8 protein-coding genes are annotated in these 18,236 nt (G+C 58.6%); 6 read left to right on the top strand and 2 right to left on the bottom strand.

Annotated features, from left to right (window positions below; genetic code table 11):
• The first annotated feature begins 14 nt into the window (after window positions 1-14).
• From E5161_RS17560 to E5161_RS17545, 4 genes are all read left to right on the top strand, one after another.
• The gene (locus E5161_RS17560) at window positions 15-1,436 is read left to right on the top strand and encodes a DEAD/DEAH box helicase (protein WP_136779196.1); all 1,422 of its coding nucleotides are present in this window, start codon (window positions 15-17) and stop codon (window positions 1,434-1,436) included.
• A gap of 124 nt (window positions 1,437-1,560) precedes the next feature.
• The gene (locus E5161_RS17555; RefSeq protein ID WP_136779195.1) at window positions 1,561-2,763 is read left to right on the top strand and encodes an S-layer homology domain-containing protein; all 1,203 of its coding nucleotides are present in this window, start codon (window positions 1,561-1,563) and stop codon (window positions 2,761-2,763) included.
• 150 nt (window positions 2,764-2,913) lie between these two features.
• On the top strand, window positions 2,914-3,702 hold the full coding sequence (locus E5161_RS17550; protein WP_136779322.1) for an ABC transporter ATP-binding protein: 789 nt from the start codon (window positions 2,914-2,916) through the stop codon (window positions 3,700-3,702).
• Window positions 3,695-4,957, top strand: coding sequence for an ABC transporter permease (locus E5161_RS17545; RefSeq protein WP_169306747.1), 1,263 nt, complete (start codon window positions 3,695-3,697; stop codon window positions 4,955-4,957). Before E5161_RS17550 ends, E5161_RS17545 begins: the two co-directional genes overlap by 8 nt.
• Before the next feature lie 55 nt (window positions 4,958-5,012).
• Here E5161_RS17545 and E5161_RS17540 read toward each other — a convergent pair whose 3' ends face one another.
• On the bottom strand, window positions 5,013-6,314 hold the full coding sequence (locus E5161_RS17540; protein ID WP_136779193.1) for an aminotransferase class I/II-fold pyridoxal phosphate-dependent enzyme: 1,302 nt from the start codon (window positions 6,312-6,314) through the stop codon (window positions 5,013-5,015).
• A gap of 221 nt (window positions 6,315-6,535) precedes the next feature.
• Between E5161_RS17540 and E5161_RS17535 the strand changes: the two genes are divergently transcribed.
• A complete protein-coding gene (locus tag E5161_RS17535) occupies window positions 6,536-7,321 on the top strand; it encodes a helix-turn-helix domain-containing protein (RefSeq protein ID WP_136779192.1) in 786 nt (261 codons plus the stop codon).
• A 61-nt stretch (window positions 7,322-7,382) separates the two neighbouring features.
• On the opposite strand, the gene asd is transcribed toward E5161_RS17535, so the two are convergent.
• Window positions 7,383-8,174 carry an archaetidylserine decarboxylase gene (gene asd, locus E5161_RS17530; RefSeq protein WP_136779191.1) on the bottom strand — a complete coding sequence of 264 codons (792 nt, stop codon included), beginning with the start codon at window positions 8,172-8,174 and terminating at the stop codon, window positions 7,383-7,385.
• Between the two features lie 153 nt (window positions 8,175-8,327).
• On the opposite strand from asd, the gene E5161_RS17525 reads away from it, so the two are divergent.
• Window positions 8,328-18,149 (top strand): WIAG-tail domain, encoded by a 9,822-nt coding sequence (locus E5161_RS17525; RefSeq protein WP_136779190.1) that lies wholly within the window; start codon window positions 8,328-8,330, stop codon window positions 18,147-18,149.
• Window positions 18,150-18,236: the final 87 nt, after the last annotated feature.

Here is an 18,236-nt window from a genome sequence, read left to right as displayed (position 1 = left end):
AAGGAGTAAGATCGATGCCAACACAACCTTTACATACATTCGAGGGGTTAGGAATCACGCCGCAGCTGGCCGAGACGTTGTCTCAGTCCGGCATTACCGCCCCAAGCCCCGTTCAGACGCAAGCCATTCCTCCCATCCTGAACGGACGGGACAGCATCATCGTATCCCCTACCGGTACAGGGAAGACGCTCGCCTATTTGCTCCCGGTCTTGCAGCGGCTGAACCCCGAGCGCCGCGAGACGCAAGCCGTCGTGCTCGCGCCGACGCAGGAGTTGGCCATGCAGATCGTGCGGGAAGCGGAAACGTACGGCACGCCGCTCGGTATCAAAACCGTGGCGCTGATCGGAGGCGCCTCTTTGTCCCGTCAGCTTGACCGGATGAAAACGAAGCCGGCGCTTGTCGTCGGAACCCCCGGACGAATCATGGAAGTCGTATCGCTCAAAAAGCTGGTACTGCCGAATGTCCGCCATGTGGTGGTGGACGAGACCGACCGCGTTTTCTCGCTGGGCGGCAAAAAGGATGTGGAGCGTCTGCTGAGGCAATGTGCCAAGGAACGCCAGACGATCTTCGTATCCGCCACCCGGTCGGACGCGATGAAAGAAGCCGAACGGCAGTGGATGAAGGAGCCTGCCGAAACCAGCGCCGAGGAATCGCAAGAGGGCGGGGAAGGATTGCCTTCGACGATCCGGCACTGGTATCTGGTAAGCGACAGAAGGGACAAAATCGATCTCGTCCGCCGTCTGGTGCACCATCTCCGGATGAAGCCGGCGCTGCTTTTTTTGAACGATATCGAGAAAATCGGTGAGCTGGCATCCAAGCTGAAATACGAAGGCGTCATGGTGGATACGTTGTACGGAGATACGCCGGGAAGGGAGAGAGGGCAGGCGCTTGGCCGGTTCCGCTCGGGCAAGACCGCCCTGTTGATCGCGACGGATCTCGCGGCCAGAGGCCTGGATGTGCCGGGTCTTCCCCTGGTCATTCAATTCGAGCCTGCGCTTGACGCAGACCATTACGTTCATCGAGCGGGCCGGACCGGCCGCATGGGGAAGGAAGGCGTATCGATTACGCTGATCACTCCGCAAGAACGTTTTATTGTCGATAAATTGTCCAAGCAGCTGGGGATCGAGATGGCGCCCAAAACGTTCTTCGGGGGCCGACTGTATTCTCCGGAAGAAGCGGAAGAGGCAAGAGGCCGAAAGAACGGCCATTCCCGCGGAGAGCCGGTAAAGCCGGTAAAGCCGGTAAAGCCGGCAAGCGCCCCCCAGCGCAAATCAGCGGCGGCCGGTACGCCAAGCAAACCTGGGACCAAGGCTGCCAATGGTCCGTCCGCGAAAGCGAAAGGGAAAGCGGACCGTACGCGGGACTTGAAGAACAAAGGAGCGCCCCGTTGGCTGAAACAGAAACGGGAAGCAGGTCCTCCTTCGGACACGAATTAGCACAAGCTTCTAGTCCCCCGGTCTCAAAAATGCAGGCATACCCACCGAAACCGGATTTTCCACCCGAATCCTATAGGCGTACGGTTCAAAACCGTGAAAAAGGACAAAGGAGTGGAAAATTCTCATGTCGCAAAAGAAGGTTCCCGCTTGGAGAAAAACGGCTGTCGCAACGGTGGCTCTCAGCATGTTGGCCGGCAGCGCTACAGGATTGGCCGCTTCCGCGAAAGATCGCGATGACGATCACGGCAAAGGCAAAGTAAAAGTCCAATACAATTTCAACTTCAAAGATTTGAACGAGAATCAGTGGGCTTATAAGTTCATTATCCGTCTCGTGGCGAATGACGTGTTCAAAGGGTATGTGGACGGCAGCTTTAAGCCGAATAACAAAGTGACCCGTCTGGAAACGATCATTTCCGCCGTTCGGATGCTCGGACTCGGCGCGGAAGCGGAGAAGCCGGAAAACGTCAACGCGAAGTTGAACTTTAAAGATTTCAAAGAGTTCAAAAAGAAATTTCCGCAAGCGGCTGGCTATGTGAAAGTTGCTCTCGAACACGATTTGTTCAGCGAATACGAGAAGGAGATTCAAGGTGAAAAACCGGCTTCCCGCTTGTGGGCGTCCGTACTTCTTGTGAAAGCGCTGAAGCTGGATGAGGAAGCTAAAGCGAAAATGAACGTGCAATTGCCGTTCCGCGATGCGAAGCAGATTCCTGCCGGTTCCGTCGGTTATGTGGCTGTCGCCATCGAAAAAGGTTTGGTCTCCGGTTACACCGACCGCACTTTCCAGCCGAACAAGCCGGTAACCCGTGCAGAACTGTCCGCCATTTTGTCCAAGGTCGGTCTCCAGCTCCCGGGACAGGAACAAAAAGACGGAGTTGTTCAAGGCGTCGTTCAAACGAACGCCAACGGAACTCTCTCCGTGAAGAAAGCCGACAACACGGTCGTTAATTTGACATTGAACGCCGATGTCTTTGTTTTCCGTAACGGCGTCAAAGTTGCGGCTGCCGCTCTGCAAGCCGGCGATCAGCTGTGGCTCCGCGTCGTGGACGGCAAAGTCATCTTCATTGAAGTGACCAAAGCCGGCCAAACTCCGGCGCCTGCACCGGTGACTTCCACGGATGTCGGTAAAGTGAACCAATTTACCTTGAACACGAACGGCACAGGCGTCGCTACGCTGTCTCTGTCCAAAGATGTGAACGGTACGCCTACGACGATTGTGTACAACGTCGCGGCGAACGTTGTGATCGAGGGTACGCTGGCTGCGAATGCCAATGTCGTGCTCACCATCGAGAACAACCTCGTCACCAAGATTCAAGTGCTGCCTCAATAATAAGCCGTCATTTTCATTTTACCCAGGCATCCTCCCGGACGGGAGGATGCCTTTTCATTTGCTCCGGACCGCGTTGGAGCCCGCCGTTTCGAATCGCTATAATGGAATGGACGGTTGTACCAATGGAAAGGGGAGACGGTATTGGCTGAAGTGTCGCAACAGGTTCCCGCTCTTCGGGTTACAGGGCTCACGGGCGGTTACAGCTTGAGAAGTCCGGTGCTGCACGATGTATCCTTCGAAGTCCGCGAGGGGGAAATGGTCGGGCTGATCGGACTGAACGGCGCGGGAAAAAGCACGGCCATCCGGCATGTGCTCGGCTTGATGACGCCGCAGAAAGGGGAGGTTCGCGTATGCGGCGTGACGCTGACGGAAGACAGGGAACGTTACCGCCAATCTTGCGCCTATGTGCCGGAGCAGCCGGTGCTGTTCTCCCATTTGACGGTTCGGGAGCATTTGAGATTTACCGCGACAGCTTACGCTATAGAGCGCGAAACGGCAGAGCGGAGAGCGGCAGACCTTGCGCGGGATTTCCGAATGACGGACGCGCTGGACGCGCTTCCCGACACGCTGTCCAAAGGCATGAAGCAAAAGACGATGCTGATGAACGCACTGCTCGTATCGCCGCCGCTGCTCATTATCGATGAACCGCTGCTCGGCCTGGACCCGCTGGCGATCCGCGGCTTGTTGTCCGCGCTGGAGGATGCCCGCAAGCGGGGATGTGCGATTCTGCTCAGCTCGCATATTCTGCCGGCGTTGGAGCGGCATGCGAACCGGCTCATCGTGCTTCACCGCGGACGTATTGTGGCTCAGGGAACGGCGTCGGACGTGAAGCGTGCGGCGGGATATCCGGAAGGCGAGGCCTCTCTGGACGACGCCTTCGAAGCGCTGGTGCTCGCGGCCGAGCAGCGAACGGGAGAAGGGGGAACGCCGGGTGTCTGATCGGGACGGGGAAAAGGGCGTGTTTCTGCACGGGCTGAAACGGAGCCGCGAGGCCGCGTTCCGGGCGGAAACGTTCCCTTATTTCCGGTACGTCTTCCAAAGCGGCTTCGGTCTTGCGGTGTCCGCCATTTTGTTTGCTTTCGTCATCTTCTATACCGAGCTGCTGCGCGAAGTGCCGGCTTCGTATCCGATCGGCGTCATCGGTGCGATCGCCGTCGCGTTGGCTGCCGTTCGGGCTCCGCTCCGAACTTATTTACGGCCGGCGGATCCGGTATTTCTGCTGGCGATGGAGACCGCCGTATTACGGCAATATATACAGCCGGCTTTGAAGCGAAGCATTCAGGCCGGTGTTTTTCGCGTTTTGGCGGTTTATTTGATCTTGGTTCCAATTTATGTGCGAGCACCGGCCACAGCAGCTGCGGCTTCAGGCAGGTCTCTTTGGCTCATCGGGCTGATCTTTGCGGCTCTGGGGGGTTGGAATGCTTACGGGGCTTGGCAGGAGAGACGGACGGTGTACCGGTCGAGAAGGATTGCTCTTCTGCTGCTGCGTTGTGTTGTGACTCTTGCTTGCGTAGCTGCGCTGCTGCTCGGACCGATGGGGCCGGCGCTCGTCTTTTCGGTGCTATCGGTGACGATCGTCACGCTATGCTGGAAACTCCCCCAGCAATACGCGTTACCTTGGAGTAAGCTGATCGAGGAAGAGCAAGCGGTGCAGCGCGGGTGGAGCCGGTTCCTCGGCTGGTTCGTGGACGTTCCTTCCGCCGAGTCCCGGCCGGCACGCCGCCCGTGGGCGGCATGGCTCGCGGACCGGCTGTCGTGGAGCCGGCAAGCGGCCTGGCGCTACCTGTACGCCAAAACCTTCAGCCGCGGGGATACATTCGGCGCGTTTGTCCGGTGGGTTCTCCTCATCGCCTTCCTGATGCTGTCGGCGTCCGGACATCCTGCTGCCGTATGGCCGGCCTTGGGCATCGGATTTTTCGTCGGCGGCATTCAACTGACTGAGGTCCGGAGCCAGAGATGGGCCTTGTCCGTGTATACGCTGCCGATCGAGCCGGAAGCGCGCAGACCGGCCGCCGCGTCTGTCGCCCGGGTCGCGGGCATGTCCGCCGCTTTACTGCTGTGGGCGGTCGCATCGCTGTCTGACGGAGCGCCGTTCTCGTGGATCGACGCCGCCATGCTTGCTGCCGGGTGCGTGTGGCACGGCTGGGTGATCCCTCGGCGAATCGCGAAACCGCGGGACGAAGAGGACGAATAAACGCAAAAAAAGTGCTCCACGCTTCGGCGAAGGAGCACTTTGATTGTTGTCCCAACTATTTGCCTGCCTTCACGTCCCGTACCGCCTGATGGATGCGGTCGTACAAATCTTCCAACTGAGGCTCTTCGATACAGGAGAAGGCGACACGGAGGTCGGTCTCGCCCAGCGCGATCGTTCCGACGCCGTAAGCTTCCAGCAGCCGCTGGCGCACCGCTTCGGCGTTCGCTCCGTTCAGCTTCAGGCACATGAAGTAGCCTGAGTTAAAGGGATAATACGACCAATCGCCGCCGTATTTGCCGCTGTCGAGCAGCTCTTTCACCCGGTTGGCGCGGCCCTTCATGATGCGGAATTTTTGCTCTTTCTGCGCGGGGAAGTCCGGCGATTTCAAAGCTTTCAGAATGAACGTCTGGGAAGGATGGGCGCCGCTCGAGATCGTGGCGCGGATGATGCCCAGCGTTTTTTGCTCCAGCGCCGACAGACAGGCGTCGGAAGTTCCTCCGTACGTAATAAACCCGACACGGAATCCCCACACATATTCCTCTTTGGTGGCGCCGTCGACTTTGATCGGCAGCACGCGTTCATGCAGCCCGCACAATTGTCCGAACAGCGATTCGTGAAGCGAGTCTTCGAAAAACAGGCCGAAGTAGGCGTCATCGGTGACGGCCACCACGTTGATGCCGGCTTCGGCGGCATCCTTAATCGCGGCCACAATTTCGCGGCCTTCCTCCACACCTGGCGTATAGCCGGTCGGATTGTTCGGGAAGTTCAGCAGCACGATCGCTTTGCCGCGGCCTTTGCGGGACAGCAGCGCGTCGCGCAAACCGGCGGCGTTGAACCGCATGTCGGCGTTGTACAGCGGATACTCCACCATTTCGGCGCCGCGCCGGATGCCGAACGTGAGCTCATAATTTTCCCAATTTTTGTCCGGCAAAATGACGGCGTCGCCTTCCTCGGCGAACAGATCCGCGACAATGCTCAGCCCGTGGGTGAGTGCGTTCGTCACGATCGGAAGGCTCATTTTGTGACCTTCGAGAGACGGGTTTTCTTTGAGCATTTTGTCTTTCCACACGGTCCGGAGCTCCGGTTTGCCGGCGGGCGGCGCATATTCGTAAAGATCTTTCGGATCGTAGGCGGATAACGTTTCCTGGATGACGCCGAGATGCATCGGCTTCCCGTTCTCCGTCGCGATGCCGATCGTCGCGTTATACAGATTCGCTTTTTGTTTCGCTTCCGCGGATTGGCTCAAAATGCCGACTTTCGGCATGTAGATCGCTTTGCCCAGCTCCGACAACATCTCATATACACGGGGCTGCTCCTTGGCAATGGTGTCGTTCAACTGCTGTGCGAGGGGATTCATGCACTCCATCCTTCCACCTGTTCATATCGATTCTACTAGAGGTCGTCAGGAGCTATTATACACGAACCGGCAGGGGAGCGTCATGGCATTGCCGGGGAAAATTGGATTCTTTCGCGTGCGGCGGTTTCACCGTGCTTCGGAAATTGGGACAGCCATTGTCCGAAACGCGGTTTTTTTATATATTGAAATCACATAGATTGTCGAACTGAGGAGGATATTCGATGTTGAACGCGGCGCCGTCGTCCTTCGTGTTACTTCCCGCGTTCGCCAAGATCGCCTGCGAACCGGGCTGGAAATGGCAGAAGCGGGAAAAACCGATGGCGAATTACGATTTGTTCTACGTTTGGAGCGGAGAAGGCGAATTGCTGCTCAACGGCCGTCCGTATTCGGTCGGCAAAGGGAGCTGCTTCCTGTTCCGTCCCGGCGATCATACAAGCGCCACGCACAATCCCCAAAAGCCGCTGGTGCTTACCTATATTCATTTTGATGTCTCCGAGCCTGTCGATATGGTGCCGGAATCTTACCGCGTGATTGAAGATCCGTACGATTTCGAGTTTTTGCTGGCCCGGTACGTTCGTCTGTTCCTTGTCCGGACGTTCGCCGCGGAGGAGGAAGCGCGGCTCATTTTGAAGCAGCTCGTCATCCATCTGCTGCGTCACGACCGGGAAGAGCCGGTCGAACGCAAGGCGAGCAACCAGCTGACGGAAAGCATTCACGAGATCGCCAACTACATTCGCCAGCATGCCGGCACCTCTCACCGGGTCGACGACTTGGCGGCCAGAGCGGGGTTGTCGCCGCGATATTTTGCGATCAAGTTCAAAGAGCTGATCGGCATGTCGGTCCAGACCTACATGATTCGTACACGCATCGAGCGGGCGCAACATCTGCTCACGCACGGCGGGATGAACGTCACCGAGGTAGCCGACGCGCTCGGGTACCGGGACATTTTCTTTTTCAGCCGCCAATTCAAACAGTACACCGGCAAAAGTCCTTCGGAAATTCGATGAAGGATGCCGCTATATAAAAACGCCCGAATTCCTGTTGAAGGAACTCGGGCGTTTCGCTTTATCAGGATTTGGTTGTCAGCGTGCCGAGCCTTTGGCCCATTCGGACACGGTCTCCGGCTTTCAAATCCGTCCGCGGGTCGAAGGTTCCGTCTTCCGTAAGCAGCACCACCGTGGACCCGAATTCAAAATAGGCCAGTTCGTCTCCGCGAGACAACATTTTCGGCAGAGGCTCCACATAGCGGATGCTGCTGACGTTCAAGGCTCCGACCTTCACCATCGCCAGCTCGCCTTTATCGTGGCGTATGTATGTCACCAATCGTTCGTTGCGGGATAATACCCTGCGCATGTGGGTCAGTCCGAATTCGTTCACCGGGTAAACCCGGCCCGGCATATGCTCGCTCTCGACCACATCCCCGTCGCATGGGGAGTGGATCCGGTGATAATCCGTCGGGCTTAGATAGAGCACCCAATAATAACCGTGGCGATAATGCGCGACCCTCGGCGAACCGTTCAGCAGTTCGTCAAGCGTATAATCCTGGCCTTTCACCTGGAGCAGCAGGCCGTCCCGTACCGGTCCGCAGGAGGCGATTTTCGCATCCACGGGACTCACGAGAGCTTCCGGGGCGGGGTCGACCGTCCGGCTCCCGGTTTTCAGCCTGCGGGTGAAAAACTCGTTCAGCGATGTATATTCTTCCAGCTTCTTCTCGGCTTCATGAACATCGATTTTGTAAGTATCGGCAAAACGGCGGATGAACCTGCGGCTGTAGGCCGATTTGGCCAGCGTACCCGCCATCCGGGAAACGAATTTTCGGGATGATAATTCCGTCATCAGGCGCAGCAGTCCGCGTTTCATTCGGCCGGCCACTCCTTTTTCCATGTCATGTTTATCATTTGCTTAGTGTGCCACATCGCCATGCAAAGTGCAATACCGCCGGCTTCCCCCCGTAGCGTGCCTATGGGTGAACGCATATGATACTGGAGGCTTATGACGGGGAAGGAGAGGGACATGAGAAAGGACAAACCGAAAAAGACGCCTAAAAATCGCAAACCGCTCTATTTCGTAGATAATCCGAACAAACTCGAGCTGCAATGGCTGGACGATATACAAAAGAATAAGTCGAAGCATATGGAGGTTCACGGAACAGCGGTCGCGGAATCCGAGACGCAGCCGACGGAACGGCAAGGCACGAAACCGGGGCGCAAAAGAGGCAAAGCCGGCGCATCCGGGGTAAAGCCTGCAGATATGGATAGCATGCCGGATGAACTGCCGGTACAGGCGGCGGCCGAAACGCCGGAATATGTATCCGATTCGAAGGAAACGGAAGAAATTGTGGCCATCGCCACCTCGGCCGATTCGGCGGATACGGCCGAGGTGGCGGATTCAACGGAGGAGAAAGCATCCGTCGAGACGGTCTCTCCGAACCACGCGGAATCGCTCGACGATCTGATGAAGGATACGGACAACACCGCAGATCTGCTCATTTCGTTGATTGCGGAAGAGTCGGCGGAAACCCGGCCGGATGACGAAGTGCGGGAGCCGACGGCTGGCGTGACCTCTCCGGAGCAGCGCCGTGCCAAGCTGGAAGAGAAACGCTTGCCTTCGAAGCCCGCACCGATCGTCTATACCGACGACGTGGCGGACGGAGCCATCACGGCGGATAAAATCGCGCCGCATACGATCGGCAGCCGCCAATTGGCGGCCGAATCCATACAGACGGAATCGCTGGCCGATTTTGCCGTGACCGCGATCAAGCTGGCCGACGGCTCGGTCACCTCCTCCAAGCTGGCACCCGAATCGGTGACGGGCGAGCATCTGATCAAAAACTCGATTTCCGGGCAGAAGATCAGAGATCGTTCCATTACGGGGGAAAAGCTGAGAGACGGCAGCATATCTTCGGTAAAATTGGCCGACCGGATTATCAGCTCCGATAAAATCGCGGAAGGCTCCATAACGGCAAAACATTTAAGCGGACTGGTCGTGACGTCCGAACTGCTGCAGGATCAAGCGGTGACATCGGAAAAAATCCAAAGCGGTGCGATCCGAAGCGAGAATCTGGCCAACGAAGCGGTCGATACGTCCAAATTGGCCGACGGGGCGGTCACGGCAAGCAAGCTGCGCGATTCGGCGGTAACAGCCGACAAAATCTCCCGCGGAGCGGTGGAGTCCCGTCATCTGGCGGAGGGACTCGTACTCGCCGAGCACGTGGCGATCGGGGTGGTGCAGGGAAAGCATTTGGCCCCGCAAGCCGTGACTTCGGAGCATCTCGCCGACGGCGTGGTAGGGGGGCGTGAGCTGGCCGACAGATCGGTAACGGCAAACAAACTGGCCTATGGCTCGGTCGGTTCCGAACAGCTGCTCGCCGAATCGGTGCAGAGCGGCCACCTCAAGGATGGAGCCGCGGAATCCCGGCACTTGGCAGACAACGCGGTAACGGCTTCGAAGCTGGCGGACCTGTCCGTATCCACGACGAAGCTGGCCGACCATGCCGTGACCTCGATGAAAATTGCCGATCAAAGCATCATTGCCGGCAAGCTTTCGGATGAAGCGGTACATTCGCGCCATCTGACCAGAGGAAGCGTTACGGCCGATAAGCTGGCGGACGCTTCGGTCGAATCCCGGCATCTCACCTCGAAGGCTGTGGAAGGGCGTCATCTGATCGAGGGTGCGGTCGGACGGGCACATTTGCAGGAAGGTGCGGTCGGGCCGGTTCAACTGTCACCCGGTTCCGTCGACAAGCGGCATTTGGCGGAAGGCGCTGTGGGAACCGCCCATTTGGCCAATCAGGCTGTGACCGCCGCGAAAATCGGAGACGTTGCGGTGGAAAACCGGCATCTGGCCAGACAGTCGGTCAAAACGGAACAGCTCGCCCCGGGAAGTGTGACAGCGGATAAGCTTGCCGGCGGAACTTTGAAGCCGTTCCATTTTGACGAAGGGGCCGTGACGGCCGCTGCGCTGGCTTCGGAGGCCGTGGAAGGCCACCATGTCAAACAAGGATCGATTGCCGCCTCTCATTTGGCGCCCGGGTCCGTAGGCGCCGCGTCGCTGCAGGCGGAATCGGTGACCGAGAAAGCCATCGCGCCGGGAGCCGTCGGAGAGCGGCAGCTGGGCTCGCGCTCCGTATTTTCGCATCATTTGACGGATCAAGTGGTCACTTCCTCGAAGCTTGCTCCGGAATGCGTATCGACGGACAAACTCGCGGACTTGGCCGTGACAACAACCAAATTAGCGGACGGAAGCGTTACGGCTGAGAAATTGGAAGAAGCGTCCGTCGGGACGGACGCCTTGGCGGATCAAGCCGTAACGGGGAGGGTGCTGGCGGACCGGTCCGTGGCTGAGCGCCATATTCAGCCGCATGCCATTGGAACCGTTCATCTAAGCGCCGGAAGCGTCACACCGGAAGCTCTCGCAGCAGGCTCCGTCACTTCCCGAGCCATTGCCGAGGATGCAGTGACGGCCGACAACATCGGCTCCGATGCGGTGACAAGCCGGCATTTGGCGCCGCTGGCCGTACTCGGCTTACATTTGGCGGAGAAAAGCATTCGCGATTTGCATATCAGCGACGGGGCTGTCACTTCGGCACAGATTGCACCGCAAAGCATAGGAACACGGCATTTGGCCGACGGAGCCGTCGGCTCGCGTCAACTGGCCGCCCGCGCCGTCACCTCCTCGCATGTGGAGCCGGGCTCCATCGGTTCCGAACATCTGGGGCAAGGCGTAATCGGCACCGCTCATCTGGCGCCGCAAAGCATCGGCGATCGTACGTTGCGGGACGGTGCGGTCACCTCTTCGAAACTCGCGGACCGCTCGGTCACAGCGGAGAAGATCGCGGAAGGGAACATCGCAGGCGATCATCTGGCGTTAGAAAGTATCGCGGGCAAACATGTGAAGCCGGAGTCGCTGCATGGCTACCATCTGCGAAAAGGTACCGTGACGCTCTCCCATCTTGCACCCGATCTATACGAGTTGGCCAAACAGGCGGAACGTCCGATCGGCTCCGAGAAGCTGGACACGGATGCGGTGGATACCGCTCATTTGCGGGGCGGTGCGGTAACCCGCGATAAACTGGGCGATGCGGCCGTGACGGAGAGGAAACTCACCGACGCCTCGGTCACCGAAGCGAAGCTTGCGGACGGGGCCGTCACCGAGAACAAGCTGGCCGCCGGCATTGTGAGCCCCCGCAAGCTGACGCCCGGACTGGCCGAACTTATTGCGCGGGCCGCATCTCCAATCGGGGAAGATCGGCTGGAAGACGGCGCGGTGACGGCGGCGAAGCTTGCAGCCGGCTCGGTCGGTTCTCCGCAGTTGGCCGATAAGAGCATTACCGGTGACAAAATCGCAAATGCGACGATCGGGACGGAACAGCTTGCGCCCGGAGCCGTTGATGCTCACACCCTCTCCGAAGGAAGCGTAGGTTCCGCTCATCTCTTGCCGGAATCGGTTTTGTCCGAACATTTGGCGGAATTATCGGTGTACTCGGCGCATCTGAGCTTCGGTTCGGTGCAGGAGAGCCATCTGGCAGACGCCTCGGTGACGGCGGCGAAGCTTGCGTCCGGCTCGGTGGGATCGGAACAATTGGCCGATCGAAGCGTCATCCGTGCGAAACTTGCCCAAGGAGCGGTAGGGCCGGAACAGCTGGCGCATGGAGCGGTCAGGACCGAGAAAATTGCCGAAAACAGCGTCGGATCGACACATTTGATGCCGGAGTCCATTCTGTCCGGGCATCTGGCCGACGGCTCGATATTGTCGGGGCACTTGTCTTATCAGTCGGTGACGGCCGAGCATCTTGCGGACGAGAGCGTCGACGCTTCCAAAGTAGTGCCGGGGAGCTTGACGGACGTTCACTTGGCGGACGGCGCGGTAACGGCGGCAAAGCTTGCGGCCGATTCGGTCGGAAGCCTGCATCTGTCGGACAAAAGTGTGGTCCGCGACAAAATCGCCGACGGCGCGGTGGGCGTGAATCAACTGTCGGCCGGCGCGGTAAATGCGGAGAAAATCGCATCGGAGAGTGTAGGCGCCGCTCATCTGGCATCGCAAGCGATCCGAACCCATCACTTAACCGATGGCGTGGTACTCTCGGAGCATCTGGGCTTCGAAACGGTAACGGAATCTCATTTGGTGGACGGCAGCGTCGTTTCGGCCAAAATTGCCGCCCGCGGCGTGAAGGAAGCTCATCTTGCCGATGGCGCGGTGACAGCGGCGAAGCTTGCATCCGGCTCGGTGGGATCGCAGCAATTGGCCGATCGCAGCATTCTGCGAGAGAAAATTTCGGACGGTGCGGTGGGACCGGATCAGCTTGAACCGGGCTCTGTCGGAAGCCAGCATATGGCTTTAAATAGTGTCGGGTCGGAGCATTTGATGCCGGAGTCGGTGGGTCCGGAACAATTGGCGTCCCGTTCGGTATTATCGGAGCATCTCTCGCTCCACTCAGTGACGGCCGAGCATCTCGCGGACGAAAGCGTCGACGCTTCCAAAGTGGTGCCGGGAAGCTTGACGGACGTTCACTTGGCGGACGGCGCGGTGACGTCAGGGAAATTGGCGCCCGGTTCGGTCGGCAGCCTGCAGTTGTCGGAGAAAAGCGTCGTCCCCGATAAAATTGCCGATGGAGCGGTGGGGGCGGATCAGCTCTCGGCAGGCGCGGTAAGTGCGGATAAAATCGCGCAAGAGAGCATCCAGGCTGTTCATCTGGCTCCGCAAGCGATCCGAACGTACCATTTAGCCGACGGCTTAGTGCTCTCTGAGCATCTGGGCTTCGAATCGGTGACGGAAGCTCATCTGGCCAACGGCAGCGTGGGCTCGGCCAAAATTGCGGCGGGCAGCGTACAGGAAGCCCATCTCGCTGACGGTTCGGTGACAGCGGTGAAGCTTGCGGCCGGCTCGGTGGGATCGAAGCAGTTGGCCGACGGCAGCATCCTGCGCAGTAAAATTGCCGACGGTGCAGTAGGACCGGAACAATTGGCGCCCGGCTCGATACTCTCGGAGCATCTCTCTTTCGGGTCGGTGATCGCGGAGCATCTGGCAGACGGTATACTCGATGGCGACAAGCTGACGCGGGGAAGCGTAACGGAAGAACATTTGGCAGACGGCTCCGTGACTTCGGGCAAATTGGCCGACGGCAGTGTGACGGAAGCCCATCTCGCCGACGGCTCGGTGACCGCAGGCAAGCTCGCCCCGTCCTCGGTCGGAAGCTTCGAGTTGGCCGATCGAAGCATCGTGCGCGAGAAAATTGCCGATGGCGCCATCGGAACGGACCAGCTCGCGCCGGGTTCGGTGAATGCGGAGAAAATCGCGGTTCACAGCGTCAGTTCGTTGCATTTGATTCCGAAATTGATTTTTGGTCAACACATCGGCGATTCGGTGATTTCTTCCGGTCATTTGGCGGACCAGGCGGTGACGGAAGAGAAGCTGGCGGATGGCAGCGTGACCCGGGCCAAGATTGCCGATGAAAGCATTAGCGGCGAGAAACTGGCAGCGAGCGCGGTATCGACCGACAAACTGGCCGATTTCAGCATTACCGAGCATAAATTGGCGGATAGCAGCGTGACCGGTGTGAAGTTGGCAGACGGAAGCGTGGATGCCGCCAAATTGACGGATCAAGGCGTTACCGAGCAGAAGCTGGCCGACGGCAGCGTCAGCGGCGGTAAGCTGGCGGCAGGTTCCGTGACGGAGGAGAAGCTCGCGGACGGCAGCGTGACCCGGGCCAAGATTACCGATGAAAGCATAAGCAGAGAGAAACTGGCGGCTGAAGCCGTAACAACCGACAAGTTGGCAGACTTCAACGTAACCGAGCATAAGTTGGCAAATGCCAGCGTAACCGGTACGAAGTTGGCTGATGGGGCCGTTACCGAGGAAAAATTGGCAGACGGAAGCGTCAGCGGCGGAAAGCTCGCCACAGGTTGCGTGACCGGTGAGAAGCTGGCGGATGCCAGCGTGACCCGGGCCAAGATTGCCGATGAAAGCATAAGCAGCGAGAAACTGGCGGCTGAAGTTGTAATAACCGACAAGTTGGCTGACTTCTCCGTAACCGAGAGCAAATTGGCGAACGGCAGCGTCACCGGTGTGAAGTTGGCAGACGGAAGCGTCGATGCCGACAAATTGGTGGATCAAGGTGTTACCGAGGAAAAATTGGCAGACGGAAGCGTCAGCGGCGGAAAGCTCGCCACAGGTTGCGTGACCGGTGAGAAGCTGGCGGATGCCAGCGTGACCCGGGCCAAGATTACCGATGAAAGCATAAGCAGCGAGAAACTGGCATCGAGAGCGGTATCGACCGACAAACTGGCCGATTTCAGCGTAACCGAGCATAAATTGGCGGATAGCAGTGTGACCGGTGTGAAGTTGGCAGACGGAAGCGTTGATGCCGACAAATTGGGGAATCAAAGTGTTACTGAGCAGAAGCTGGCCGACGGCAGCGTCAGCGGCGGTAAGCTAGCGGCAGGCTCCGTGACGGAGGAGAAGCTCGCGGACGGCAGCGTGGGCTCGGCCAAAATTGCGGCAGGCAGCGTACAGGATGCCCATCTCGCCGACGGTTCGGTGACGGCGGCGAAGCTTGCGACCGGTTCGGTGGGATCGGAACAGTTGGCCGACGGCAGCATCCTGCGCGATAAGATTGCCGACGGAGCGGTGGGGGCGGATCAGCTCTCGGCAGGCGCGGTAAGTGCGGATAAAATCGCGCAAGAGAGTATACAGGCCATTCATCTGGCTCCGCAGTCGATCCGAACCCACCACTTAACCGATGGCGTGGTGCTCTCGGAGCATCTGGGCTTCGAATCAGTGACCGAAGCTCATCTTGCGGACAGCAGCGTGGGCTCGGCCAAAATTGCGGCGGGCAGCATACAGGAAGCCCATCTTGCCGACGGTGCGGTGACGGCGGCGAAGCTTGCACCTGGCTCAGTGGGTACGGAGCAGTTGGCCGATGGCAGCATCCTGCGGGAGAAAATCGCCTATGGTGCGGTAGGGCCGGACCAGTTGGAGCCAGGCTCCGTCGGAAGCGCACAGCTTGCTTTGAATAGTGTCGGGTCGGCACATCTGATACCGGAGTCGGTGGGTTCGGAACAATTGGCGCCAGGCTCAGTATTGTCGGAGCATCTCTCGTTCGGGTCGGTGACGGCGGAGCATCTGGCTGACGGGTTAATCGACAGCGACAAGCTGATGCCGGGATCTGTCGGAAGCCAGCATATGGCTTTAAATAGTGTCGGGTCGGAGCATTTGATGCCGGAATCGGTGGGGTCGGAACACTTAGCACCCGGCTCAATACTTTCGGAGCATCTCGCGCTTCGGTCGGTGACGGCCGAGCATTTGGCAGACGGTATACTCGACGGCGACAAGCTGAAGCCTGGAAGCGTAATGGAAGAACATTTGGCAGACGGTTCCGTGACCTCGGGTAAATTGGCCGACGGCAGTGTGACGGAAGCCCATCTCGCGGACGGCTCGGTGACCGCAGGCAAGCTCGCCCCGTCCTCGGTCGGAAGCTTCGAGTTGACCGATCGAAGCATTGTGCGCGAGAAAATTGCCGATGGAGCCGTCGGAACGGACCAGCTCGCGTCGGATTCGGTAAATGCGGAGAAAATCGCGGTTCACAGCGTCAGCTCTTCGCATGTGATTCCGAAATCGATTTTGGGTCAACACATCGGCGAATCGGCGATTTCTTCCGGTCATTTGGCATACCAGGCAGTGACGGAAGAGAAGCTGGCCGATCGGGCCGTGACGGAGGAGAAACTGGCCGATGGCGCCGTTACCGAGGAAAAACTGGCCGACGGCAGCGTCAGTGGCCGGAAGTTGGCTGATGGCGCAGTGACAGCCGAGAAACTCGCGGATGGCAGCGTGACCGCGGCTAAGATCGCCGACGGAATCATTGACGGAGAGAAAATGGCTGAGGGTGCGGTGTCGACCGACAAGTTGTCGCCGGGAAGCGTCACTGAAAATCGTTTGGCGGACGGTTCCGTAACCTCGGGCAAGTTGGCCGCCGCCAGTGTGACGGAAGCCCATCTCGCAGACGGTTCGGTGACCGCAGGCAAGCTCGCTCCTTCCTCGGTCGGAAGCCTCGAGTTGATTGCTCACTGCATCGTGCGAGAGAAAATTGCCGATGGAGCCGTAGGAACCGACCAGCTTGCTGCAAGATCGGTAAATGCGGAAAAAATCGCGGTTCACAGCATCAGCTCGTCGCACTTGATTCCGAAATCGATATGGGGTCAACACGTGGGCGAATCGGCGATTTCTGCCGGTCATTTGGCCGACCAGGCGGTGACGGAAGGGAAATTGGCGGATAGGGCCGTTACCGAGGATAAACTGGCTGACGACAGCGTCAGCAGCGAAAAACTGGCGGCAGGCTCAGTAACGGAAGATAAGCTCGTGGACGGCAGTGTCACCGGGTTTAAGATCGCTAATGAAAGCATAAGCGAAGAGAAGCTGGCGGCTGAAGCGGTAACGACCGATAAGTTGGCTGACTTCTCCGTAACGGAGAGCAAACTAGCGGACGCCAGTGTCAGCCGGGATAAGCTGGCTCATTGGGCCGTTACCGAGGAGAAGCTGGCCGACGGCAGCGTCAGCGGAGAGAAACTGGCTTCCGGCGCGGTATCGGCGGAGAAGCTTGCGGACGGCAGCGTGACCGCATCCAAGATCGCCAATGAAAGCATTAGCGGAGAGAAGCTGTTGACCGAAGCAGTGTCGACCGATAAGTTGGTTGACTTCTCCGTAACCGAGAGTAAATTGGCGGACGCCAGCGTGAGCCGCGATAAGCTGGCCTATTGGGCCGTTAACGAGGAGAAATTGGCCGACTGCAGCGTTAGCGGCGAGAAGCTGGCTCTCGGCGCGGTAACAGCGGAGAAACTCGCGGACGGCAGCGTGATTGCGAAGAAGATTGCCAACGAAAGCATTGGCGCCGAGAAGCTGATCGATGGTGCGGTGACCGCAGAGAAATTGGCCGACGGCAGTGTAACCCAGCTCAAACTAGCCGACGGCTCCATCACCGACGATAAATTAGCCGACGGTTCCATCACCGCCGATAAGCTCGCGGCCGGAAGCGTAGACGGCGATAAGCTGGCTAACGGCAGTGTGAGCGAGCTGAACCTGGCGTCCGGTGCCGTCACCTCGGAGAAGTTGGCGGACGGCAGCGTAAATACAGAAAAGCTGGCGGCGGGCTCGGTCACGACGGAGAAGCTGGCGGACGGCTGTATCTTGGAGGCGAAGCTTGCACCGGGATCGGTCACAGCGAAGAAGCTGGCACCTGGAAGCGTGAACGCGGAAAAGCTTACCGCAGGATCGGTGACCGTGGATAAACTCGCGGACGGCAGCGTAACCGAGGAGAAATTGTCGCACGGACTCAGGCAATATTTGTCCCGGTTGGAATCTCAAGCTTCTCAAACGCAATCCACCCCGGTCGAAGTCCCGAACACCGGCGAGTTGGCAGATAAGAGCGTAACCGGCGCACATTTGGCAGAAAAGAGCGTAACCGGTTCACATCTGGCGGATGGCTCCGTGACAGGGGAACATCTGGTCGACGCAAGTGTGGACGCGGCCAAATTGGCTCCGCGAAGCGTATCGGCGGAACATTTGGCGTTTTTGCCGGTGGCCGCACAGTTGCCGGGAGTATCGATGGCATACGGCACTGTGCCGTACGCTTTCCAGGGAGTGACGGAATCCATCGAGGTGACTGTGACTTTCGAAGTTCCGTTTACCGACGATTCCTACGTGCTGTTCGCGATGACCGATCACATTTCCTGCAGCTGCTTTTTACAGACGAAACGGGAGAGCGATGCGGTGCTTCAAGTGGTCCGGACCCGTCTCGGTCCCGAACCGCACGGACACATTCAATGGGTGGCAATCGGACGCTGAGTCTTACCCTTTCCATTGAGCCGGCCTTTTGGGTCGGCTTTTTTGCGCCTGGAAAGCCGTACATGTGCCGTTGCCGAGGGATAAATA

The sequence above is a fragment of the Cohnella pontilimi genome (assembly GCF_005049045.1).
In the GTDB taxonomy this organism is placed as follows: Bacteria; Bacillota; Bacilli; order Paenibacillales; family Paenibacillaceae; genus Cohnella; species Cohnella pontilimi.
Note: the sequence above shows the minus strand (reverse complement) of the source record. Positions and strands in the feature narration are given on the sequence as shown.

Excerpts from the sequence above, each read along its gene's own strand:
- E5161_RS17560 (WP_136779196.1), top strand. The coding sequence starts at position 15 with ATGCCAACACAACCTTTACATACATTCGAGGGGTTAGGAATCACGCCG.
- E5161_RS17555 (WP_136779195.1), top strand. The coding sequence starts at position 1,561 with ATGTCGCAAAAGAAGGTTCCCGCTTGGAGAAAAACGGCTGTCGCAACG.
- E5161_RS17540 (WP_136779193.1), bottom strand. The coding sequence starts at position 6,314 with ATGAATCCCCTCGCACAGCAGTTGAACGACACCATTGCCAAGGAGCAG.
- E5161_RS17535 (WP_136779192.1), top strand. The coding sequence starts at position 6,536 with ATGTTGAACGCGGCGCCGTCGTCCTTCGTGTTACTTCCCGCGTTCGCC.
- asd (WP_136779191.1), bottom strand. The coding sequence starts at position 8,174 with ATGAAACGCGGACTGCTGCGCCTGATGACGGAATTATCATCCCGAAAA.
- E5161_RS17525 (WP_136779190.1), top strand. The coding sequence starts at position 8,328 with ATGAGAAAGGACAAACCGAAAAAGACGCCTAAAAATCGCAAACCGCTC.